At 48.0% G+C, this 23,667-nt stretch carries 22 protein-coding genes and 1 other RNA gene; 13 read left to right on the plus strand and 10 right to left on the minus strand.

Features of this window, described 5'->3' with window-relative positions; translation table 11 throughout:
- Nucleotides 1-2: 2 nt before the first annotated feature.
- The 4 genes from rsmH to rsmI all read right to left on the minus strand — a co-directional run bounded on the left by rsmH (nucleotide 3) and on the right by rsmI (nucleotide 3,293).
- On the minus strand, nucleotides 3-926 hold the full coding sequence (gene rsmH / locus EZMO1_RS16070; protein ID WP_034877222.1) for a 16S rRNA (cytosine(1402)-N(4))-methyltransferase RsmH: 924 nt from the start codon (nucleotides 924-926) through the stop codon (nucleotides 3-5).
- 57 nt (nucleotides 927-983) lie between these two features.
- Entirely contained in the window at nucleotides 984-1,439 is a 456-nt protein-coding gene (mraZ, locus tag EZMO1_RS16075) for a division/cell wall cluster transcriptional repressor MraZ (RefSeq protein ID WP_034877220.1), read from the minus strand.
- 575 nt (nucleotides 1,440-2,014) lie between these two features.
- Nucleotides 2,015-2,419: RNase P RNA component class A (gene rnpB / locus EZMO1_RS16080), an RNA gene on the minus strand.
- 34 nt (nucleotides 2,420-2,453) lie between these two features.
- Nucleotides 2,454-3,293: a 16S rRNA (cytidine(1402)-2'-O)-methyltransferase gene (gene rsmI / locus EZMO1_RS16085; RefSeq protein ID WP_034877216.1), complete on the minus strand. Its 840-nt coding sequence runs from the start codon at nucleotides 3,291-3,293 to the stop codon at nucleotides 2,454-2,456.
- 228 nt (nucleotides 3,294-3,521) lie between these two features.
- On the opposite strand from rsmI, the gene EZMO1_RS16090 reads away from it, so the two are divergent.
- The 5 genes from EZMO1_RS16090 (at nucleotide 3,522) to EZMO1_RS16110 (ending at nucleotide 8,102) form a co-directional block, all read left to right on the plus strand.
- Nucleotides 3,522-5,507 (plus strand): penicillin-binding protein activator, encoded by a 1,986-nt coding sequence (locus EZMO1_RS16090; RefSeq protein ID WP_187300023.1) that lies wholly within the window; start codon nucleotides 3,522-3,524, stop codon nucleotides 5,505-5,507.
- Nucleotides 5,479-5,889 carry a YraN family protein gene (locus tag EZMO1_RS16095; RefSeq protein WP_082212211.1) on the plus strand — a complete coding sequence of 137 codons (411 nt, stop codon included), beginning with the start codon at nucleotides 5,479-5,481 and terminating at the stop codon, nucleotides 5,887-5,889. The genes EZMO1_RS16090 and EZMO1_RS16095 overlap by 29 nt, the downstream gene beginning before the upstream one ends.
- Before the next feature lie 41 nt (nucleotides 5,890-5,930).
- A complete protein-coding gene (locus tag EZMO1_RS16100; RefSeq protein ID WP_034877211.1) occupies nucleotides 5,931-6,515 on the plus strand; it encodes a phosphoheptose isomerase in 585 nt (194 codons plus the stop codon).
- A gap of 148 nt (nucleotides 6,516-6,663) precedes the next feature.
- On the plus strand, nucleotides 6,664-7,251 hold the full coding sequence (locus EZMO1_RS16105; RefSeq protein WP_236632035.1) for a BON domain-containing protein: 588 nt from the start codon (nucleotides 6,664-6,666) through the stop codon (nucleotides 7,249-7,251).
- A 260-nt stretch (nucleotides 7,252-7,511) separates the two neighbouring features.
- The gene (locus EZMO1_RS16110) at nucleotides 7,512-8,102 is read left to right on the plus strand and encodes a type 1 glutamine amidotransferase (protein ID WP_034877209.1); all 591 of its coding nucleotides are present in this window, start codon (nucleotides 7,512-7,514) and stop codon (nucleotides 8,100-8,102) included.
- On the opposite strand, the gene EZMO1_RS16115 is transcribed toward EZMO1_RS16110, so the two are convergent.
- The 4 genes from EZMO1_RS16115 to EZMO1_RS16130 form a co-directional block, all read right to left on the minus strand.
- Nucleotides 8,095-8,616, minus strand: a complete 522-nt coding sequence (locus tag EZMO1_RS16115; protein WP_034877207.1) for a rhodanese-like domain-containing protein — start codon at nucleotides 8,614-8,616, stop codon at nucleotides 8,095-8,097. The two genes, EZMO1_RS16110 and EZMO1_RS16115, sit on opposite strands and share 8 nt — an antisense overlap.
- A gap of 173 nt (nucleotides 8,617-8,789) precedes the next feature.
- Complete coding sequence (locus EZMO1_RS16120) at nucleotides 8,790-9,392, minus strand: NADPH-dependent FMN reductase (RefSeq protein ID WP_034877614.1); 603 nt, start codon at nucleotides 9,390-9,392, stop codon at nucleotides 8,790-8,792.
- 78 nt (nucleotides 9,393-9,470) lie between these two features.
- Complete coding sequence (locus EZMO1_RS16125; RefSeq protein WP_330217125.1) at nucleotides 9,471-9,950, minus strand: ClpXP protease specificity-enhancing factor; 480 nt, start codon at nucleotides 9,948-9,950, stop codon at nucleotides 9,471-9,473.
- Nucleotides 9,951-10,059: 109 nt separating this feature from the next.
- On the minus strand, nucleotides 10,060-10,689 hold the full coding sequence (locus EZMO1_RS16130) for a glutathione S-transferase N-terminal domain-containing protein (RefSeq protein ID WP_034877202.1): 630 nt from the start codon (nucleotides 10,687-10,689) through the stop codon (nucleotides 10,060-10,062).
- Nucleotides 10,690-11,054: 365 nt separating this feature from the next.
- On the opposite strand from EZMO1_RS16130, the gene EZMO1_RS16140 reads away from it, so the two are divergent.
- Complete coding sequence (locus tag EZMO1_RS16140) at nucleotides 11,055-12,374, plus strand: anaerobic C4-dicarboxylate transporter (protein WP_034877198.1); 1,320 nt, start codon at nucleotides 11,055-11,057, stop codon at nucleotides 12,372-12,374.
- A gap of 132 nt (nucleotides 12,375-12,506) precedes the next feature.
- Nucleotides 12,507-13,283 carry a hypothetical protein gene (locus EZMO1_RS16145; protein ID WP_034877196.1) on the plus strand — a complete coding sequence of 259 codons (777 nt, stop codon included), beginning with the start codon at nucleotides 12,507-12,509 and terminating at the stop codon, nucleotides 13,281-13,283.
- Here EZMO1_RS16145 and EZMO1_RS16150 read toward each other — a convergent pair.
- The gene (locus EZMO1_RS16150; protein WP_034877194.1) at nucleotides 13,261-14,310 is read right to left on the minus strand and encodes a hypothetical protein; all 1,050 of its coding nucleotides are present in this window, start codon (nucleotides 14,308-14,310) and stop codon (nucleotides 13,261-13,263) included. The genes EZMO1_RS16145 and EZMO1_RS16150 overlap by 23 nt on opposite strands.
- A 171-nt stretch (nucleotides 14,311-14,481) precedes the next feature.
- Between EZMO1_RS16150 and EZMO1_RS25740 the strand changes: the two genes are divergently transcribed.
- From EZMO1_RS25740 to EZMO1_RS16190, 6 genes are all read left to right on the plus strand, one after another.
- Nucleotides 14,482-15,905 (plus strand): ISNCY family transposase gene (locus EZMO1_RS25740; protein ID WP_236631984.1). Its coding sequence is split into 2 segments (ribosomal slippage): nucleotides 14,482-14,926 and nucleotides 14,926-15,905, totalling 1,425 coding nucleotides; the frame shifts between segments, so codons are not numbered across the junction.
- Nucleotides 15,906-16,913: 1,008 nt separating this feature from the next.
- The gene (locus EZMO1_RS16165) at nucleotides 16,914-18,260 is read left to right on the plus strand and encodes a hypothetical protein (RefSeq protein ID WP_061509583.1); all 1,347 of its coding nucleotides are present in this window, start codon (nucleotides 16,914-16,916) and stop codon (nucleotides 18,258-18,260) included.
- Between the two features lie 82 nt (nucleotides 18,261-18,342).
- Entirely contained in the window at nucleotides 18,343-19,743 is a 1,401-nt protein-coding gene (locus EZMO1_RS16170; protein ID WP_034873155.1) for an IS1380 family transposase, read from the plus strand.
- 615 nt (nucleotides 19,744-20,358) lie between these two features.
- Nucleotides 20,359-20,772 (plus strand): hypothetical protein, encoded by a 414-nt coding sequence (locus tag EZMO1_RS16180; protein ID WP_034877187.1) that lies wholly within the window; start codon nucleotides 20,359-20,361, stop codon nucleotides 20,770-20,772.
- Between the two features lie 383 nt (nucleotides 20,773-21,155).
- Entirely contained in the window at nucleotides 21,156-22,436 is a 1,281-nt protein-coding gene (locus EZMO1_RS25745) for an ISKra4 family transposase (protein WP_034877184.1), read from the plus strand.
- Nucleotides 22,437-22,449: 13 nt separating this feature from the next.
- Complete coding sequence (locus tag EZMO1_RS16190) at nucleotides 22,450-22,764, plus strand: hypothetical protein (protein WP_222842129.1); 315 nt, start codon at nucleotides 22,450-22,452, stop codon at nucleotides 22,762-22,764.
- A gap of 75 nt (nucleotides 22,765-22,839) precedes the next feature.
- On the opposite strand, the gene EZMO1_RS16195 is transcribed toward EZMO1_RS16190, so the two are convergent.
- Nucleotides 22,840-23,658, minus strand: a complete 819-nt coding sequence (locus EZMO1_RS16195; protein ID WP_034877179.1) for a MetQ/NlpA family ABC transporter substrate-binding protein — start codon at nucleotides 23,656-23,658, stop codon at nucleotides 22,840-22,842.
- Between the last annotated feature and the right edge of the window lie 9 nt (nucleotides 23,659-23,667).

Raw genomic sequence — 23,667 nt, forward strand, 5'->3', positions numbered from 1 at the left:
GATCAAACCAGTTTTTCGGCCACCCTCATCACGGCGCTACGCGCTCGCGGGTTAGCATCCACCTCTGCTTTGCCAGGCTTGATCGCCTTGCCCAGAGGTTTCATCCGCTTGTTCAGCTGGTCTTCGCGCACCGGTAACCAGCTGGGCAATTCATCACCTTTGGCATGCTTGCGGATAAAGCGTTTGGCAATGCGATCTTCCAGTGAATGGAAGCTGATCACAACCAGTCGCCCACCCGGCTTCAAAACTTCCAGCGCCTTATCCAGACATTCAATCAAGTCATCCAGTTCACGATTAATGTGAATACGGATTGCCTGAAACGCCCTGGTAGCAGGATGCTTGCCCTTTTCGCGCGTCGGGCAGGCAGCGGCAATAATCTCGGCAAGACGCCGGGTTGTGGTGATCGGCGCTTCCTCCCGGGCTGCCACGATGGCTCTCGCCATACGCCGGGAAAAGCGATCTTCACCGTACTCCCAGATCACCTTGCTGATCTCCTGCTCTTCAGCCCGATTAATCCAGTCTGCGGCACTCTCACCTTCAGTGGTGTTCATGCGCATATCCAGAGGACCATCGTGCATAAAGCTAAACCCACGCTCAGGAGAGTCCAGCTGTGGAGACGACACTCCAAGATCCAGCAGCACACCATCTACCTGTGTGCCTTCCAGCATTTCATCCAGCTCAATAAACGAACCGTGATGAATGGCAAAACGCCTGTCACGCTCAGCCAGCTCTGTGCCAACGGCTATTGCCCGCGGGTCTTTGTCGATACCGTATAACCGGCCTTCATCAGCCAGCCCGTCCAGAATCGCCCTGCTGTGACCTCCCCTGCCAAACGTGCCATCCACATAGACACCTTGGGGGTCAGTTAACACAGCCTCTACGGCTTCATCCAACAGCACGGTAATGTGCTTGTCTGTATTACCCATCACTTACTACGGTTACTCTTTACGCCAACCGGCTCTTGCCAGCCAGAGTTAAATCAATCAAAGGGATAAAGACTGTAGCTCAACCGGAACCTCTTCGGCGTCGCTGGCTTCCCTCAGGTAGTCATCCCGGCGCTGATTCCAGCAGTCTTCATCCCAGAGTTCAAACTTTTTGCCCTGCCCGAGCAAAATGCATTTTTTGCCCAGCCCGGCATAATCCCTTAGCAGTGGGGGCACCAAAACCCGACCATTGCCATCCATATCCAGATCAGTAGCATGGCCGATCAGAAGTCTTTGTATGCGGCGGGTCATGGGATGAAAGCTGGGCAGTGCTTCGATTTTTTTCTGAATGATATCCCACTCATCAACCGGATAAATGAGAATACACGGTTCATCGGTATCAATGGTTGCCACCAGACTTCCGGCGCAACGATCCCTCAAACCCTGCCGATAGCGGGTAGGAATAGCCAATCGTCCCTTGGCATCGAGATTGATAGCGTTAACACCGCGAAACAAATCTCTCTCCTTAATTCCAGAACTTTCCCTACAGGCAGCTTCCGGCTAACAACAACACTGAACCCCAAATGCTACTTTTTCAGAAAAATCACGTTTTTATGGCTGCTGTGTATGACCGGGAAAAAACTCCACCAGATCGGACAATAAACCAATTAAACCCACTTTTATCCACAATACGCCACTCAAGCACACTATAGAAATCTGGAAAACCCACGTCAAGCAGGGCAACTACGAACTACGTCAGGAATTTGTCAATCTGTGAATAACATGACAAACCCAAACTACTGAAAAAGTCTTTATAAATTAACAAGCTATCTCGATAGCTGAAGGCACTGAACAAAAATAGCCGGATAAAAAGAGATGACAGGAAGTTGTGGAAAAGTTGCTGTGGATATTATTTTTTCCACAAGCTGATAAGAAATGCTGACAACAACAGACAGCGCAAATAAAAAGTACTGCTTATTGTTTCAATAACAATTGATGACAACCTGACCAGAATCATCGTTCTCAAACAAAGAACCCAACCCTGAACAAGCAAGAATGATCTGAAAAAAGCATTCACACAAGAATGAAAAGAAGCGAGTTGGCCTGTAAGCCGGGTTCTGTCCGGCCAGCCAGAATAAAATTCTGTCCAGCCTGAGCAGTCATTCATCTGGGATGCCTGTCACCAGACACCTCAAGCAACCTACCCGGACCCAGTGCGGGTACACACCTGTAGGGTCCCTATTTGGTCTTGCTCCAGGCGGGGTTTACCGTGCCATGAACTGTTGCCAGCCATGCGGTGCGCTCTTACCGCACCCTTTCACCCTTACCGGTCTTCGACTGAAGACTTAGGCGGTCTACTCTCTGCTGCACTTTCCGTAGGCTTTCGCCCCCCAGACGTTATCTGGCGCCCTACCCTTCGGAGCCCGGACTTTCCTCCACACAGATACACTGATAAATACCAGTAATCTCCATGCAGCGACTGCCCGGCCAACTCGCGGCGGCGAATATTATAGAGCTAACGGCGTCGAATCAAGCTTTCATTGTCAAAGCCAGGTTATAAAGCTCTTTTTTACGGTAATCCGTAATATCAGCGATAACAGCCGCGGCTTTTTTTGGCGGCAACTCTTCAATAAGCCGTTGAAGCAAACGAGCGGTTTGCGAATCAATATCACTGGCCTTTTCCTCTTTGCAGCCTTCGACCAGCACAACAAATTCACCACGACACTGGTTTGAATCCTCCTGAAGAATGGCTTCAACTTCTGCCACAGTACCCGCCAACACCGTTTCAAAGGTCTTGGTCAACTCTCTTGCCAGCACAATATATCGATCAGCCCCGAGCACCTGATTAAAGTCAGCAAGACTGTCCAAAATTCGGTGCGTCGATTCATAAACCGCCCAGGTAGCCGTCAGCTCGGATAAAGCCTCCAGCTTTTTACGGCGCCCTGACGACTTGGCAGGCAAAAAACCTTCAAAGTAAAACCGGTCCGTTGCCAGTCCGCTCACCGACAGAGCTGCAATCAGGGCACAGGCTCCCAACACGGGCACTACGCGGTAACCCGCCTCCCGCACTTCACGCACAAGAAAATAACCCGGGTCCGAAATCAGGGGCGTACCGGCATCGCTGACCAGCGCCACCGCCTCACCTTTTGCCAGACGCGCAAGCAGGCTTACTGTCTGCTGTCGCTCGTTATGGTCATGACAGGGCACCATGGGCGTCGTGATACCAAAATGGTTCATCAGTTTTTTACTGTGACGGGTATCCTCAGCCGCAATCACATCGACCTGTTGGAGCACTTCAATGGCTCTGGGCGTCATATCCCCGAGATTCCCAATCGGTGTGGCTACAACATACAGCGTACTTTCAGACATGCTATTGATCATCAAGACAGTTAACTAGATGCGGAAGTCTACAGCGACACTCGACATCGGCACAATCGATGGCAACACCATTCAACACGTTGCAAAAGCGAAACCCTGACAGTTTTTACAATAAATTCATATTGAAATATTATTCACGGCAATCACAGTTAAGGTACAATGTTCGATCTACTGAAAAGACCACTGTGCTTGTCAGCTCTCATTAATAATGAGGATTTTATGAGGGACAACCCTTCCAGACTCAGACCGATCACAGCCCTGATCATCACTGCCATCCTGGCAGGCTGTTCTTCTCAACCACCTCAGCAGGTCATTCAACAACCCCTGCCAACGGTGGACACTACCCCAAGGACAGCGGATCAACTTCTGGTTCAGGCAGAGCGTGCCAGTTTTCCACAAAGTGCAGAACTGAAAATTACCGCCGCTGAACAACTACTGACTGAACAGTCTTACCGCGCCCAAAATATACTGGAAAGCATACCCTACGATGAGCTTCCCTCTGACCTGCAGGCCAGACTGTCCCTGCTGAGAGCCGAAATCGCCGAGCACAGCGGACAGAACTGGGAAGTCTTCCACTGGCTGGATCGTGAACCGGTCATTAACAGCACTGACCCCGGACTGATCTCCCGTTCACATATTCTGCGCGCTAAAGCCTTCAACCGCTACGGTGAATATCTGGCAGCACTGGACGAATGGTTGTCAGCCATGCCGAATCTGCAACCGGAGCAACAGGAGCCACTTTACCACGACTTCTGGGCAACCCTGCTGCACACACCCCATGAGCGTTTAATGTCGCTAAACGCGCAGACCAGAGATAACAACCTCAAGGGCTGGCTGGAACTGGCCATGATTTACAGCCCGGGCAAGGCACTTGACCGACAACTGGAAAATCTGACCCAGTGGCAAAATCACTGGAGCGACCATCCGGCACGAAAATTTCTGCCAGACAACCTCGACAGCCTGACGGCAGAAGCCGTCCGACACCCACAAAAAATAGCTTTACTGCTCCCGACCAGCGGCCCCCTTGCCACAGCAGGCAAGTCAGTACGGGACGGCTTTATGGCCGCGTACTATTCATCCAACAAGAATTCATCCAACAAGAATTCATCCAACAAGAATTCATCCAACAAGAATAAGAATTCGTCCAACAACAATGCAACCAGCAGCAATACAGGCGAACAATCAATCCCCGAGGTTTTGTTCTTTGACACCTACAAAGCCGACATTGTTCAGCTGGCTGAACAAGCCAGAGATTCAGGTGCCGAACTGATTGTCGGCCCACTGGACAAAAGCAATGTCATCCGGTTGAAACAGTCTCCACCAGAAGGCGTCACCATTCTTGCCCTGAATTACGCAGACACTGGCTCAGAAGACAATCCAACACAACCGGCAAAAGGCCCCTCAACCGACGGCTTTTACCAGTTTGGCCTATCTACGGAAGACGAAGCCAGACTGGCCGCCCAGAGAGGCATACTGGACGGGCACCGTCGTGCACTCATCTTTACCTCCAATGCTTCATGGAGTCAGCGAGCCGTTGAAAGCTTCACCAATGAGTGGAAAAAGCTGGAAGGCGAAGTAGCTGGCATCAGCCAGTTTGACAACAAGACTGAATACAGCAAGCTGGCCGGAGAAGCCTTACTGGTCAATAATAGCCAGCAACGCGCCAGACAGATTAGCCGGTTACTGAGACAGCAGATAGGCTTCGAGCCCCGTCGCCGACAGGATATTGATATGATTTTCATGGCCACTTCACCGGAAGAGGCCAGACAAATCAAGCCGGCACTGGCCTACCAATACGCAGGCAACGTTCCTGCTTATGCCACCTCTAACGCCTACTCCGGACAGACAAACAGAAGCAGGGATCAGGATCTGAACTTTCTCAGGGTTCCGATCATGCCGTGGAATGCGCCCGGAAAAAGCTCATCTCTCAAGCAGTCCATCACCGGCACCTGGCCCACAGCCCGTGGCCAATACGGTAGCTTGTTCGCCCTGGGAGCCGACAGTTATAACTTGCACCCAAGATTACAACAACTGCGAAGCCTGAGCGGCAGCCGGATTGACGGGCTGACCGGCTGGCTGAGCATAGACGACCATGGCCGCGTCAGCAGGGAACTGTCATGGCAGATTTTCCGCAATGGCCAACTGACTCCCCTCCCCATCCCTGTACAGAACACTGATGTACTGGCGTCTCAGTCTTCGGAATAAAACCGGTGCCCGGGCCGAGCACCGGGCATTACATCACCTCAAAGCAAACCGACTGAAACTGGTTGACCGTAACTATGCCTGCCGGTCAGGGGAGCTGGATCTGATCATGCTGGATGGTGAGACACTGGTTTTTATCGAAGTACGGAGTCGCAACAGTCTGGCGTTTGGCGGTGCCTCCGCCAGCATCACTCCGAAAAAACAGCAGAAAATGCGGCAAACAGCGGCTCATTTCCTGCAAAATCACAGAAAGCACCAACACCGTCACTGCCGGTTCGACGCCGTTCTGATTTTTAACCCAACCGGAAACGTTACGAGCAACGCTATAAGTAGCAATGACGAACGACTGCCAAAACCGATAGAATGGCTACAAGGTATTTTTTAACGGTTTTCTAAAGGCGTTTATAAACGTTCAGGACTCGAGACATGCATGATTTGATTATACGTCATTTCTCGGACAGCATTGACGCAAAAATTCGTGCTGCCGACGCCCTGCCTCCCTATATTGCAGATGCAGCGGAGCTTATGGTGCAGTGCCTGCTGAGTGACGGCAAGATTCTCGCCTGCGGCAACGGCGGATCTGCAGGTGATGCACAACATTTCGTTTCCGAACTGCTGAACCGGTTTGAACGGGAACGCCCATCCCTGCCGGCCGTCTCCCTGTGCGCCGACAGCCTGACCATCAGCTCTATTGCCAACGACAGCAGTTTTAACGAAATCTACTCGAAACAGATCCGCGCACTCGGCCAGCAGGGCGATATCCTGCTGGCCTTTTCGACGACAGGCAATTGCCCCAATGTGGTTCAGGCCATTCAGGCAGCCCACGACCGGGACTTGAGCATTATCGCCCTGACCGGCAAAGACGGTGGTGACATGTCCAGACTTCTGCACCCTGAAGACATTGAAATCAGGGTGCCTGCCAATGAAGCCCCGCGCATTCAGGAAGTCCACACACTCATTATTCATTGCCTGTGCGACTTGATTGACGAATTCCTGTTTTCAACCGAGTAAACAACAAGCGCCTTTTATCCGCACAGTTCGCAAACTGACAATCTGCGGTTGAGATAAACGAACAATGGCAACACCCAGTGAAGGAAATATTTTTCGTCACACCCCATGATGAAAGGTTTTCACAGCAAACTATGCAAAGGAGTATCGAGTGAAACGCACCCATCGAGTATTTTTCGCCAGCCTGCTAGCCGGACTCTTAGTGCTCACAACCGGCTGCGCCACCGTTGTGGACAGCGTCAATGAAGACCCGATTCAACAAGACCCCACGGAGCGCTCCTGGGGCAACTGGCTTGACGACCAGACGATTGAAACCGTAGCTGAAGTCAATATTAACAAGTCCAGTGACGAGTTCAGACGCAACAGCCGCATCAAAGTCATCAGCTTTAACGGGATTGTGCTGATTATCGGACAGGTTCCCAACCAGTCAATGAAAGACGAAGCGACCCGAATTGTCACGCCAATACAGAATGTGCGCAAAGTGTATAACGAGCTGACCATTGGCCCACGAGCCAGTGTTATGGAGCACAGTAGCGACGCATGGCTGACGACCAAAATCAAAACCAAACTGATTCAGGATGAAATCGTTTCCGCCGACAAAATCAAAGTCAATACAGAAAAAGGCACTGTATTCCTGATGGGACTGGCTACACCCAAAGAAGCCAGCAACGCCGTTGAAGCCGCCAGAAATACAAGAGGCGTACAGAAAGTGGTCAAAATTTTTGAATATGTGCGCTAAGTACTCGGCCATACGGAATCGAATATTTCTGGCTTATTGGGCAGGTGCTCTGCAAGGCGCAACGACGGGAGCATAGCAAGCTATGTGACCAGAGTTGCAACGCAGTCAGAGTGACTGATCAATGAGTCAGAAAATATGATTTCGTATGGTTGAGTACTTAACAGAAGCAGCTTTTAAAGGCCGCTCTATACTGCCTGCAGACACCACTCTATGAAACCGTTCCGGCGGCGGATCGGTTTTATTCAACAAAAGAGACAAACATGACCAGCAAAGCGATTGCCATCATCAACTGCGGCAGCGATAAACTCCCAAAGATTATCGACATCGTTAAGCACCAAGGCTACAACCCCATCAATATTGAACTACAGGACGCCAACCGCTGGAACTTTGCCGAATCCACAGCCGTCATCCTCTCTGGCGGCCCTCATCTTTTCACCGACAGCCAACAGAAGCATGATGAACTGATGCAGTCCTTTCAGTTCCTGAAGCATCTGGAACACCCAACCCTGGGCATCTGCCTCGGTCATCAGGCCATCGCTTTGACATTTGGTGCTGAGGTCTATCTGGGTGAGGAACGAAGGACTGACGACGAGATAGAGATTACAACACCTCATCCCGTTTTCGACAACCTGCCTTCAAGACGCTTCTCCGAAGACCACTGCGAAGGTATTCATCCCTGTGACAACATGCATGTTCTGGCACAGTCAGACTACTACAGCGTGGAAGCGTTCGAGATCATCAACCGGCCATTCATTGGAGTACAGTTCCATCCTGAAACATCAGGCACAGCCGGCTCGCAACTCATAAGCAACTTCCTGCACTGGGCCGAAAAACAACACTCGATTACCTGACCAGCTCAAAACCTTCACCCTGCCAGGCTTCAACCCCGCCCGGGTGACGCAACACTCGACGATACCCTAGCCGAACCGCCCACAAGGCAGCATTATGCCCCCGCTCACAACGGGTTCTGCTACAACTGAACACCAACAACCGGTTCCGATCAGGCCCCAGCAGCTGGAGAAGCTCTTCGCTGGTGTGCCCCATCATCAACGAATCTTCCCAGCCCTCATCCATGATAACCCCTTTGGGAAAGGTAAAATTTCTGGCTGAGCGAATATGACCTTTTCCGAAGTCAGACGGTCTTCGGGTATCCACCAGCATCACTGAAGGATCCCTTTTCAACAAAGTAGCCAGTTCCTGAGAAGTAATCAGGCCATAACCTGACAGTTCAGCCTGTCTGGCCAGCGACACACTGGCCGACTCAAGAGCGGCTTCAAGCTTATAGCGATCATTGCGCTCACAGCCAGACACCCCTGCCAAGATCAGCAAGGCAGCGTAAAACATAAACACTGTGTTTAAATTCATAGAAAGCCAGTCTCTGAATACCGGTTAAGTGCTTATTATTCGGTTCTTAAAAACAACCTTTCGCTGTTGCAGCAACAAAGAGGCCGCAACAGAGAGGCTGTAACAGAGAGCAAGCCTAGTAAAGAATGACCCGTTTTCAATGCCAGAGACATTCAACGATTCATTCTCATTGATTACATACCATTTCTAAAGGTTTTATGATCCACTACGCCACTGGCTCTTACCTGACGTAACGCCTTTGAATACTCACCCAGCAACTTCAGGGCATAATCCGCCCGATCCTGTAGCAGAGCATCAGCTGCCGGATCTTCCCCGTTCAAAGCTGACTCAACACCCCTGACAATCAGATGTTCCGGAATAAAGCACAGTCTGGCATTTTTATAGCTGCTCATCCTTAACTCAGCCACCGGATAAGAGCCCCCCTGACCGGAGGAAACAGCCGTAATCAGCGCGGGCTTGTGCCCCAACTCCAGCGCACCAAACAAAAGAAAGAAGTTTTTCAGGGCAGACGGCACCATACCATTCCACTCGGGTGATACCACAACAAATGCGTCACTCTCTCTAAGCTTCTGTTTCAGCGGAGACAACAGAGCTTTCCATTGCTCATCACCACTAAAAATCACTTCATCCCAGAGCGGCAAAGGGTTGCCCGACAAACTGAACACCTCACATTCATCAAACAGCCCGAGCGCTGCAACCCGCTCAGACAGAACATGCCCTATTCGCTCACTCTGAGATTCCCGACGATGACTACCCGTTATTATTGTTAACTTCATAGCACCCTCATGACAGTGTTTTGTGATAAAAAAAATGCCCCGGACCTTCATGACACGGGGCATGATTTGTCTACAACCTTACTTGACCACCTTCAAGTGCGGTCGCCCCGGTTTCTTAGGCTTTTTATCATCAGACTCGTCAGACTGATCAGTATCGGCAGGCTTTACTTCAGCAGGCTTGGACTCAGAAGTCACTTCCACCAGACCAATTTCGGCTTCCTGCTCTTCTGGCTCGTCCACCTGAGGCTCAACCTCAAACACCATACCCTGACCATTTTCACGGGCATAAATAGCCATAAGCGCATCGGAGGGAACCGTAATATTCAACGCCTCGCCACCAAAGCGACCGCTAAAGGTAATCATGTCATTATCCATCTGCAAAGCCCGCACAGCAGATGGAGAAATATTCAGCACAATCTGACCGTCCTTGACGAATTCACAAGGCACTTCAACACCGCGGCGAGCAGCGTCCACCAAAATATAAGGTGTACAGTCGTTATCAAGAATCCATTCATACAATGCGCGGGCAATGTATGGACGACTACTGGTCATTGTCATATCTGTCTCCGAATTAAAGAATCGGCAACAGCTTTAACTCCGTTGCCGATCAGAAGCACCCGACCAGACGAAGCATAACTTCGCTTAGTTGAGTGCTTATAAAGCCCGATTATTCGCGCATTTCTTTTTCGATTTCGGACAGACTTTCCTGGAAAGACTCCCGTGCAAACAGTCGCTCAGCGTATTGCAGAATCGGCTTGCCCTGCTTAGGCAATTCAATACCCATAGCCGGCAGACGCCACAGGATAGGCGCTACACAGCAATCCACCAGAGTAAACTCTTCACTCATAAAGTACGGCTTTTCAGCAAAAATCGGGGCGATAGCCAGCAGGCTTTCACGAAGTTCTTTGCGCGCACGATTGGCAGGTGTTTCTTTGGTGTTAGGGTTCATGATGATATCAACCAGAGCACACCAGTCTTTCTGGATGCGGTGCATCATCAGACGGTTCTGTGCTCGACTCACCGGATAAACAGGCAGCAACGGCGGATGAGGAAAACGCTCATCAAGGTATTCCATCATCACGTTTGGTTCATACAGCACCAGCTCACGATCAACCAGAGTTGGCAGCGTGTTGTAAGGATTCATATCCGACAATTCTTGCGGAAGGTTTTCAGGATTGACATTCTGGATGTCAACCGCGACGCCTTTTTCCGCCAGAACAATACGAACCCGGTGACAGTAATGATCAGCCGGATCCGAGAAAAAAATCATGGATGACTTTTTGGCAACTACAGCCATGAAGTACCCCCGCCCTCATGCAAGGTTGAGTGATTTCGACCTTCCTGAACATGTCTACCTGGCACTGTACAGATCAGACAAACCGTCGCCTGCCAGCTCGAACACACAGGAAAACCGGTCGATTCGCGAAATAACGGGGTATGTTAGCAAATTTTACCGGCTTCAGGACAGAGGCAAGAATCACTTTACGAACAGAACATTCGAAATTGTTCAACATATAACCAGCATGTTTACTATTTGTACTGCGGTTTCTATTTATTTCAATGATGTTGACCGCGATCAATACTTAACCGCTTAACATGATAAATAATCAGGTCGTAATTTATTCAATTTCCCTCTGGTTCTATTTCTTAAGTAGTCGTTTCATGTTAATTCTTCAGTTCATTTTTCTTCTCCTGATGCTCTATCTGGGCAGCCGCTTTGGCGGTATTGGTCTGGGTGTTGTTTCCGGCATTGGCCTGATGGTCAAAGTGTTTATTTTCAAAATGGCACCGGGGTCCCCTCCGGTGGACGTTATGCTGATCATCATGGCAGTGGTGACCTGTGCTTCCATTCTGGAAGCCGCTGGCGGTCTGAAATACATGCTTCAGGTGGCTGAGCGTATTCTGCGCAAGCACCCTGAGCGCGTTACGATTATCGCACCAATTGTGACCTACACCATGACCCTGATGCTGGGTACCGGCCACGCCGTTTACAGCATCATGCCGATCATTGGTGACGTCGCCCTGAAAAACAAAATCCGTCCCGAGCGCCCCATGGCAGCGGCTTCCGTTGCTTCCCAGATGGGTATCACGGCCAGCCCCCTGTCTGCGGCTGTGGTGTTCTACCTGACCTCCATGAGCGAGCTGAGCAGCAGCATTACCCTGTTCCATATTCTGGGCGTGACCATTCCTGCCACCTTCCTGGGAACCATGCTGATGTCTCTGTACAGCATGCGTCGAGGTGTTGAACTGGAAGACGACAAAGAATACCAGCGTCGTATGCAAGATCCGGATATGCGCGAGAAGATCCTGTCTACCACAGCGACCTCTCTGGACGAAACACTGCCAGCTTCCGCCAGAAACTCCGTTATGTTGTTTCTGCTGGCTCTGGCCTGCATTGTCGCAGTGGCCATGTTCCCGGCCGTGCGTACCGTACAGGGTGCTACCATTGGCATGTCCACCATCATTCAAATGATGATGCTGGCCTTTGGCGGTATTATTCTACTGGTCACAAAAACACCGACATCCAAGGTACCTGAAGGCGTTGTCTTCAAGTCGGGCATGGTTGCTGCCCTGGCTATCTTTGGTATTGCCTGGATGAGTGATACCTATTTCCGCCACGCCATGCCAACCTTCGAAACCAGCATTGTCGGCATGGTGCAGAACTACCCGTGGACATTTGCCCTGGCGATGTTTGTGGTATCAGTTGTAGTGAACTCTCAGGCTGCAGTTTGTCGCATGATGCTGCCTGTGGGCATGGCAATGGGTCTCCCGCCTGCGGTTCTGGTGGGCCTGATGCCTTCTTCCTACGGTTACTTCTTCATTCCGAACTACCCTTCCGATATCGCCACCTGTAACTTCGATGCTTCAGGTACTACCCGCATCGGTAAGTTCTACTTCAACCACAGCTTCATGGTGCCGGGTATCATCTCTGTCGGTTCCGCCTGTGTGATTGGCTACTTTATTGCCAACGCTATTTTCTGATAAACTCTGCCTTATTGTGCCTGGGTGCCCGGGTCTGCTTAGTCAGATCCGGGCAATGCTGCTACTTGCATTTGAAGATTTCCCTGAAGAAACTGTGTAGGATAAAAAATACACCGTCAGAAGGGCTCTACCATGTTCAAAGCAGCACGGATCGCTGTACTTCTTCTCATTCTTATTGTGGTGGGTGGTAAAACCTGGCTGACACAAAAGCACAGCATAAGCTGGGAACACCCCCTTTATGTCGCTGTTCATCCATTCAGCGGTGACAATTCGGAAAAAACCAAACGCTACATTGCACAACTGGACCCGATAGATTTTGCTGGCATGGAGAGATTTCTGGCAAAGCAGGCGCAAGCCTACGGTGTCGATATTGATCAGCCTATTTCAATGTATCTTGCAGAACCATTGAGCAGCAGCCCTCCGGAACAGCCGGACAGAAGCAGCACACTGGCTATCATGCTCTGGTCATTAAAGTTCCGCTACTGGAACTGGCAAACCAAAAGAAACAGTTCCCAGGCAGACGCAGACATTCATCTTTATGTCGTCTATTTTGACCCCGATTCAACCCCTGTCCTGCAACATTCCATTGGCATGCAAAAAAGTATGGCTGGCATTGTCAACGCCTATGGCGACAGACGTTATACCGGCAGCAACCATGTGGTGATGACACATGAATTACTGCACACCCTCGGCGCTACCGATAAATACAACCTGCAAACCGGCTTACCTCAATTCCCTGAAGGCTATGCCGAACCCGGGAAAAAGCCGCTGTACCCGCAACGCTACGCAGAGATCATGGGCGGACACATTCCAATTGATACAAACAACAAGAAGATGCCCACAAGCCTGAGACAAATCACGATTGGCTGGCATACCGCCAGAGAGATCAACTGGGTTCAGGCGGAATAGAGTCCAATTTAATGGTTTTATAAAGATTTAATCGATAGGCATTTAAAATATCGACCAACCTGCGAACCAGCCAATCGATTTGATCTTTGCTGATCTGATACCACGTACTGTCCGATGAAAGTTGAAGCACTGCAGAGTCAGGGGCAGAACCCGGACAAAAGTTCATATAGGCCACAGCATTCCCAAAGGCATCTTCTGCCTCAAAAGACAATAGAAAACAATGCTTCATTTCGCTCAGCTTCGTCATTGTTTGACCGCAAGTCTGATCATACAAAGTACAGGTAGGCGTAACTTTTGCCAGATTCTTCTTTTCAGCACCGGTAAAAAGCGTATTATCAAAAGTCGTCTCAGCCTTTTGCAACTTCACCAAAGCCGTACTGTTTACAAATGCAAGAATAAGATGATTGAACAACGCCATATCCAGTGAAATTTTAAAGTACTCTTTAGCTGGATAACCAAAAGAAACCTCTGAATTAGCCTGAGCCTGATGGAAGCCGTATAAAAAACTACCGCAATAGGAATAATTGTCCAGAAATACGTCTTGTCCTGTATATTTCCTTAAAAAATAATAATAAGCGCCTTTGTCACCAAGCATCGAGTCCGATAGAGTTTTCAGTGCATAGCCAGCTATCACCCATGCTCCACTATTTTTTAATGATGAAGCTAAAACACTCAGATCGTGGCTATTCTTTTTAAAAACGCCATCTACTTTATAATTTGTTATTTTTTTACCAAATGTTTCAATAGGCTTTCTCTTTATATACCAGCCTTCAATGTCACCTAGCTCTCTTTTTACGATTACTCTGACCGCCGCATACTTTGCCACCTTAAATGCTGAACGAAGCTCCTGATGATACATAAAACCGTTGTAGCCAATAAATCCAAGAGCAGCCAGAGCTGCGTTATCCCAGTGATGATAAATAAACTCTGACCAGGACATATTGATTTTTGAAAAAGCGTAAGAAAGATCCCTGGCCTCATCAACACTTAAGCAACCACCGGATGCACAATCACTTTGAGTAAGCATTGAAAGGCCATTTTTAACATCAGATGAAAGAGATAATGAGTCAAGAAACTCTGTTCGAACATCATCGTCTAATTTGTGCCTGTCCGGAAACCCTCAAGCACTTGAATACAGAAGCCTGCAGCCCCATATAGTTCATGAAGATTTCCCAAAACAGGCTGTTTTTCTCAATTTATGCGCCAAACCATCAACCCACAAATGCAGCTGGGAGAGATTGATATCTCTGCCATCACCTTCGACGCCAAATCGAGGGACGATATTCCCCGGCTATTGCGGGCTTTACAGCACATATGGACAAATATCGAACTGCGTAATCAGGTTTTTCAGGTACTCGATACCATGACCACCACTGACCAGAACAATGGTCGTCCCGGTATGGAGTTCTGGAAAATACTGGTGCTTGGCACACTTCGTTTGGTTACTAACTGCGACTACGACCGTCTGAGAGAGCTTGCCAATGAACATGGTTCTCTTAGACAAATGCTTGGCCACGGTCCTTACTGTACGCGCTCTTACCATATACAGACATTGCAGGATAATATCAGCCACTTCACCCCTGAAATTCTCGATCAGATCAATCAGGTCGTCGTGGCAGCAGGCCATATGCTGGTTAAAAAAAAGACGAACCGTTACATGGCCGTGCCGATTCGTTCGTAGTTAAAACCGATGTCCACTTCCCTACGGATATCAGCCTGTTGAGCGATGCTTGCCGTAAAAGTATCGAGTTTGCATCAACCCTTGCTGAACAATACCAGCTTCCGGGGTGGCGCCAGCGTGAATATCTCAAGAATCAACACCGTAAGCGTTACCACAAAGCGCGGAACCTGAAACACTCCGGCGCTTCCTGTGAGCTGAAAAAGCGCCTGCGACAGCACGATATTGAGATGGCTCATGTTGAGTACATCAAGTACAGCAGCGCCGTTCTGCACAAGGCGGAAGTGACCTTGTCTTTGTTGGTGAAGAAACAACCCGATGAACCAAGGCTGGAAAATCTCAAATACCACATTGCTCACGGCAAGCACCAGATAGCTCTGATTTACCGGCGAGTTATTGAGCACGAACAGATTCCCCATAGCGAGAAGATATTCTCGATTTTTGAACCACACACCGAGTGGATCAGCAAAGGCAAGGCCGGTACACCGGTAGAACTGGGGCTACGAGTTTGCGTGCTACAGGATCAATTTGGTTTTACTTTGCATCATCAGGTCATGCAAAAGCAAACAGACGACCAGGTTACTGTACCTATGGCAGAAGATGCTAAAAAGCGGTTTCCAGCATTGAATCAGGTGAGCTACGACAAGGGTTTCTGGAGCCCGGACAATCTTGAGAAGTTGGAAGCTCTTCTTGAACGTCCGGTTCTGCCCAAGAAAGGCAGACTGTCAGCCAGTGACAAAAAGCGTGAAACCCATCTGGAATTTATCCGGGCAAAAAGAAAACACTCAGCCGTGGAGTCGGATATAAATGCATTGGAATCCAACGGCCTCGATAAGTGTCCGGATAAAGGCATTGAGGGCTTTAAGCGATACGTTGCACTGGCTGTTGTTGCCGGCAATCTGAAACGGTTGGGCAAACTTCTTCTGACCAGAGATCGTCAATAGCTTTTCAGCCAGCTACCGGTCAGTTTTTGTTTTATCACGCCTGGCATGAGGGTTTTGCACGCTTCAGAAGTGGCATTTTTGCTTTTACTTCACGCTGCTGAGTACAAAAAATAGCCTCTACTTGCCATAACAGTAGAATTCAGCTGCGATGGGTGCATGACAGCCAGAATTCGCTGCGAATTTTCTGAGGTTTTCTGAAAGGCACTACTTAACGAACCTTTAGGCCGACCCGCCTGTCTCCCCTGTGCTTTCGCCCGTGCAAGCCCTTCTTTTGTGCGTTCAGAAATCAAATCCCGCTCAACTTGGGGTATCGGGCGCTTAGTATCAGTTAAATGTATACCGAAAAACCTGATTCACACGTCGCTCTAAGGTTTAGAGACTATTTTTTGATTGGTGTATACACCAAAGCGATACCCCAATTAAAAACCCCCCTGCAAGCCTTTAGTACCAAGGGTTAATCAGTGAAAGTTCATCAGGAAGACCGATAAACCAGCCTTGTTTGGGGTACTTTTCGGTACTAGCAATAAGGGCGCGCATTGCCAAGAAGGCGATTAAGAAGTTTACTCTGGTATCAATGGAAAAGGAGCCCAAAGCGGTACAAGGAACTGCGAAAGTAGGGAATCAGTGACAAACTGACAAGGCAAACGGTAGCTTCAGGAAAAGGGCACTGGCGAATGAGCCGGAGTCCAGCTCTACATATGGCGCTACCGAATAGTTGGTTTGACGGGTTAGGATTGATCAGGTTGTTGGCTGCTTAACTGGCCGAACCGCGTAGTACGGACCCGTACGCTGCGTGGTGTGGGAGGAGCGTAGCTGTGAGGCTACGCCCTATCCCGATTAGCTCTTGAGTAGTTCGCAGCAAGCTGCGGGGAATTAGACCCAAGGCTTCGCATTAAAAAACGAATGAAACAAAGGAACTTTACTGAAATCAGCCAATCTATACCTCCGTCAGGCAAGATCTGCTTATCTTGCCCTGAACCTGACATTAAGAGATTAAGGAGAATAACGATGTCATTTCCTATTTCAAGCCATTGTGACTCAATCTATGGTTGTTCTGGTACTCTACCAGAACAACCCACCGAATTTGACGAAGAAAAACGATGGGATTGCCGAAAGGTAAGAAAAAACATTCCCAGCAAAAACAGTAAAATAAAACCGCCTGCAGTCCGTGGTAAAAACTTTTCTGATATGTCGATAACAGAGCGCTTCGTTTTTGTTCTTAGTCTTTTGTCAGGTTTACAGTGCGTGTCTGCACAGAGCAGTAGAAAAAGTGACATTTGCAGTGTGGCCACCCCAACTAACAGTGAACTCAACACTTGCCCAAAAGCTGGCTTTTCAGACTGGGTCGCAACGTTAGAGAAAACCGGCCGAAAAGATGATTCACTGGCAGAGTATCTGGCAGATAAGTGCTCAGCATCCAAAGTAACAACCCGCAAAAAAAGATCTGCACCTAAAAGAAAAAGTCAGCCTCAATCCTGTCTCAAACCAGACCTGATGGAGCAGATCGGTCCAGTGGGCAGAATGACCGGTGTATATAAAAAGTCAGATGAGACCAGCATAGTGCTTGGCATTAAGAACCCTGAAACAGTTCATGTGATGAAAAAATATAAAGACCTTGTCAGTCTGGAATTCAAGACATTACAGTTAAAAAAGATTCTGGAACAGATTAATCAATACATCACTCAGAACAACAATGATTTTGGAATGCTTTCTTACGATGAGAAAGAACACGTTGTTAAAAATATGTACTATACCTTTCCTTTAACTACCTGTGTAAAAGGCCTATTTGATGAACTCGACAGCTACGATACGGCATTAAAAGAAATTTTCATGTACCAGAAAGAATTAGGAGATTATAAAGCCTATGCCAAAGAACTGGATGGATTAATAAAAGGACGCAATGTCGTATTGTCGAGATTATTAAAATCATTAAAAAATGATCTTAATACATTGAAAAGATATACATCAGCCGCATTAAAATTTAATAGCGACAGTAAAGGAAGTAATTTTAAAAAACACAAAAAATACATTGATTCTCAGTTTAAAAAATTAGAAGCTGTTATTAGTCCTGCAGAAATAAAAAGGCTTTTCCAACAATGCTTGAAGAATCAAAAAAAATGCCATGACGAGAAAAAGCAGGCTGAAGCCAAAGAGATTGCTGAAAGAGTCAGAGCCAGGAGAGAAGCAAACAAGAAGAGCCTTGGTATGAAGTTACTTAATTTATTTTCTGTAACTTACTTAGTATCTCTGATGAGCCTGATAGGTTCTTCACTTGTAATAATTCCTTTACCAAGAAAAATAACCCGTTACTTCGCCTCCAGAAAAAAAATAGATACTAGCCCGAATATTTCATAAAAGGAGGCAAGTTCCGCCCAATCACTTGATATAATTGGGTCGAACAAAAGAAAGCTTCGGAAGAAGCAAACCGGAACTTGCCATGCCCAAATCTACACAAGAACAGCTTCGTTTTCATCCCTCAAATGGAAAAACCATCCGGGCAGACTTCAATGGTGGGGAGTTATCTTCTGACTTTGGCACTCTGCTGCTACGGGAAACCATTCTGCAGAGCGGTCTTATCTGCAAAATGACTGATGCCATCAATGACAGACGCCATCAATCCTATATCGACCACTCCCTGAAAGAACTTCTGGTTCAGCGGGTTCTGCAAATGGCCTGCGGCTATGAAGATGCCAACGACAGTAACCGTTTGCGTAAAGACCCTATGTTCAAACTGGCCACTGGTCGCAATCCGTTGGACAGCGATAACCATCTCGCATCAGCGCCCACTTTTACCCGGCTGGGACAATCTATGACCCGCTCCGACATTTACAGGATGGCTGAAGCATTTGTGCATCACTTTATCAGCAGTTACAAGCTGCCACCTCCGGTGATCGTTATCGATCTTGATCATACACCGGCCATTACTCATGGTGGCCAGCAGATGAACCTGTTTAATGCCAAATATCAGGACTACTGCTACTTGCCCCTGATGATTTTTGAGGGACTCAGCGGCAAGCTGATTACGGCGATTCTTCGTCCGGGGAAAACCCCAACGGGCAAGGAAAATGCAGCCATTCTCGAACGGGTCATTCGGCTGCTTCGGAAAAAGTGGCCGAAAACCCATCTACTGGTTCGGGGAGACAGCCACTTCGCTCAACCGGAGTTAATGTGGGTGGTTCAGAATGCCCCTCATTCGGATTATGTCCTGGGCAAAGGTGCAGGCCACAAAACGGCTTTGCGGCCAAAAGCCAAAGAGTTGTTGGATGAAGCGCGTCAAGCTCTGAAGGTCAAGACTGAGCTGGCAAGACTGAACAACATGCCAGAACCTGATCGGCTCAGACTTTACGGGGAAGCAGAATACCAGGCCAAGAGCTGGAAAGGTCTCGATACCCGGATAATTTACAAGGCGGAGGTCAACCAAAAAGGCGACAACCCTCGTTTCATTGTGACGTCGATGAAGGAAGCTTCTCCAGAGGTAATTTATGAAGAGCTTTACTGTCCAAGAGGACAGGATGAGAACTTCATCAAACATCTGAAAAGTGATCTGTCCGGCGACAGATTGTCCGATCAGGGCTTTTTGGCTAACCATTTGAGAATGTTTTATGCCTGTGCCGCTTATGTTTTGCACTATGAGTTAAGAACCAAGACTTTGAAAGGTACGGAGCTGGAAAAAGCGCAGCCATCAACGGTGATCATGAAGCTCTGTAAAGTTGCAGTCAAAGTGGTTGAATATAAAGACCGAATTAAACTTCATCTGCCGCGTAGCTGCCCATTCAAGAGGCTTTTGCAGCATGTGACAGAAGTCTTTTACCAGATGCCGATACTTCGACCGGGGTAGCAACTTTCATAAGACTCAATCAAGGTACATAGCAACCAGATGAAAGAGCCTTGGGGCTTTCCGTTATCCTGAAATAGCAGGATTCGTTGATTAGCGTCTAATCTGTAAGCAAGTATGGGCTGCAATGTCTTTCACATGGTTAACAGAGCAACAGGCTTGCGGAAAAGTCCAAAATTAAGAGGATGGGATGGTAGTTGCTGCTTGTTTATGAAATATCCGGGCTAGTCGTATATTGAAAAAAATAATCGAAGATACGAAAACAAAGATACCAAAAAACTTTGAAAAATCTATGAATGAGTGTGATCGTGCAGAAGCAACAAAAAATATAAACCCGGCAAGCAGTAATTTAAAGCTGTATCCTGAGGGCTGGAAGCAGGCAAGTCTATCGAAATATCTTGATGTACGACAGGCTAAGCCAAAAAAGGGGTGCAATTAAAAGTGTTCCTGACATGTTAGGTTTTCCATTTTTTAAAGCCCTAACCCTGCAGAAATGCTCGGAACAAAATTCCGAAAAATCATGATTTCAGCATTCTCGGAACACTTTTAATTGCACCCCCAAAAAAGCGTCCCAAGCGAGGTCTTCGGGCAATAACTGAGAAACTTAAGGATATTGTTATGCCAAAAGACAAGGTGCCTCAAATGCCATGGAAAGCGGATATACCAATAAATCACCAATGCATTAAACCTATTTACAGAAAAGGCTTGAATCCATCAAGCCAACAAACTGATCCAAAAAACATTGTTGCCTATGCCTATTTTGACCCTTCATCAGATGCAATCAAAAGCACAATATCCGATGATGCCATTCAAAAAATGCAAAGCATTCATGAAGATGGTCGTTATGCGTCGCATGAGAAAAGCGCTACAGGCTACAAATGCTTTAAATATAAAAAAGAGCTTTTATGGGAGTTTAAAGTGGCTGGAGAAGAACGAGTGTATGGCTTAACGATTCCAGCGAACGAAGAGGGGAGACAAGCGGGCGTCGCTCCCCTGGTTATATTCGACACAACATTGAATAAAAAATTATAAACGACAACCGGCACTTATACTGTATGCGCCAATAAAAGTAGCGTCATAGCCAACTCACACAGACAGGCTTATTCTTGAGATGCCTTCACTGCCCAAGGTAGAAGCTGCTCCAGTTTCTCAACTGTGTCAGCATAAGGCAGCTCTTTTAGAATGTGGCCTAGTGCTGGAAAGCTCAAATATCCATACACTCTTATGCTTGCAGAGGCCGAGCCCGATAAGTCCACTTAAAAGGCTTGGCCATCCGCTCATTGAAGAAATCTACAAAACCATGAAGTCTGGTTTTTAGGTCTTCAGTTGGGTGCTCTCTCTGACTGATTGAAACAAAAGTACGCATTTTAAGCGACTATTATGAAGACAACTTATTATCGCTAAATCCTGCCATCATGCCTGCATCCGTCATTGCCCGTCAGTCAAAAACTATCGTACTGCAAATTGAAGTACCCATTGAATCTAACAACATGCTGAGTCTTGAAGATGGATTGCAGCGAGCGTTGAATGAGGCAGGAGTACTTGGCACTCAAGAATTATTAAAGTTGTTTGAACCACCCAACAACGAACCTATTGTCCTTAACCAGCAAAAATGGAGCTATAAGGGGAAAGTGCTAAAGCACTACGAAACCCTTTACGGATGCGTGCCCATGGAACGCTCTGTCTATCAGGGTGTCAGAGGTGGAGTCACTCTGGCTCCGCTTGATTATCACTCTGGGATTGTTGGCTCAGCTACGCCCAAATTTGCAAAAACTCTCGCCTGGAAGTACAGCCAGATGCCTGCTCCCGCAGTAAAAGAAGATTTTGAAACCAACCATCAAAGAGTGTTGTCAAACTCCTATATCAAGCACTTATCCGACAGGGTCTGTGCATTAATTGAAGATCAAAAAAAGACTCGTTATGATTTACCGCCGTTACCAGAGGCAGTGGAAACCATTGCTATAGGACTTGATGGCACCTGCATGCTGCTTTGCGAAGAAGGCTGGCGAGAAGCCATGTGTGGAACCTTAAGCCTTTATTCTGCCAATGGCGACAGACTTCACACAATCTACACCGCCAGTTCGCCTGAATATGGTAAACAAAGCTTTATGAACAAGCTGGACGATGAGATTGCGGATCTCAAACGTCTCTATCCGCAAGCAACATACATTGGCGTAGCCGATGGAGCTAAAGAAAACTGGCGATACCTGAAGCAGCATACCTCAGCTCAAATACTCGATTTTTTTCATGCCTCAGAGTATCTGGGAGGAGTGGCAGAAGCGTTGTTTCCGAGCAGTAAAGCCAAGAGAAAGCAGTGGCTTGAAGACAAGCTCCACAACCTGAAAAACAAGCGAGGGGCAGCCAAAAAAATACTGAAAGAAATTGAATCTGCCGAACTCCCGAAAAAGACTACTGCACTGATAGAGAAGCGTTACAAGGCGGTGACCTATTTTACGAACAACCATCATTTGATGAAATACCATCAAGCCCTGAAACATAACTGGCCGATAGGCTCTGGAGTGACAGAAGCTGCTTGTAAGACATTGGTCAAACAACGGCTGTGTGGTTCAGGTATGAGGTGGAAACCAGCAGGTGCAGAAGTTCTTCTTGAAACGAGGTCTTTGATCCAGAGTAAAGGGCGTTGGAATCAACTTTGGTCTAGCTTTATGTCAGGCAGGATGATAGTTGATTTTTGAATCAACTATCAAATTGAGAGAGCACCCAGCTCTTGAGACCCCCGAAGCCAATACAGCATCAACTCCGGATGACAGTGTCGCCACCAGCGGACTCAACACCTCGCCCAAGCCCAAAACAATGCTCGATGTTCTGCAAGCCATTGGAGCCAAAGCCACCCAGAGCAGGCAGGACAATCAATGCTTTAATACTAGCGAAAGCCTGACCGGAAGACACAGAGTCGAAGAGCTGGATAGCTATACATCACTCGACAGCTCACATAACTACCCTTACTTTTCTTACAATACCTGCAATTTTCAGACAGTCACCCCTCTGTCAGAGGTGCTCTGAATGGTGCTCACACAAAAAAGCCCCCTGTCATTACTGACAGAGGGCTTCGTCAAAAACTAACAGCACTGGTTAATATTATTTCCAACCAGCCACTGCGCCGCCCTTGAACAGTTCTTCCGCTTTCGCTTCAACAGGCTCAGACTGGAAAGACTTCACCAGCTTGGCAATGCGCTCGTCTTCTTTGTTGTCTTCACGACTGACAATGATGTTCACATAAGGAGAATCCTTACCTTCCACCAGCAGAGCATCGCGGGTTGGCAGCAAACCTGCAGCTACAGAATAAGTGGAGTTAATGAATGCCAGATCAACATCATCCATGGAACGTGGCAACTGGGCTGCATCCAGCTCGATAAAACGCAGATTTTTAGGGTTCTCGATGATATCAGCCGGGGTCGCTTCCAGATTGTTCACATCTCTCAGCGTGATCAGACCTTCATTGTGCAGCAGGATCAGCGTACGACCTTCGTTACTTGGGTCGTTAGGAATGGACACACGAGCACCATCTTTCAGTTCGCTGATATCACTGATCTTGTTGGAGTAAGCACCGATCGGATAAACAAAGGTGTTGCCCACTACCGCCAGGTCAAAACCACGGTCGTTCACCATGCTGTCCAGATAAGGGCGATGCTGGAACGCATTGGCATCAATGGAACCATCAGCCAGAGCCATGTTCGGTGAAATGTAGTCAGAAAACTCTACCAGTTCGACCTTTACACCGTAATCCGCTTCAGCATTGGCAGCAGCCACTTTCATTACGTCCGCTTCAGGACCGGCAATCACACCGACTTTCAGGGCACCGTCTGCTGAATCACTGCCACCGCAGCCTGCCAGCATGGCGCTGGCGGCAATCACTACTGTACCGGCCAAAGCTTTTAATTGTTTGATAGCCTTCATTGCTACTCC

It is taken from the genome of Endozoicomonas montiporae CL-33 (assembly GCF_001583435.1).
GTDB classification, from domain to species: Bacteria; Pseudomonadota; Gammaproteobacteria; order Pseudomonadales; family Endozoicomonadaceae; genus Endozoicomonas_A; species Endozoicomonas_A montiporae.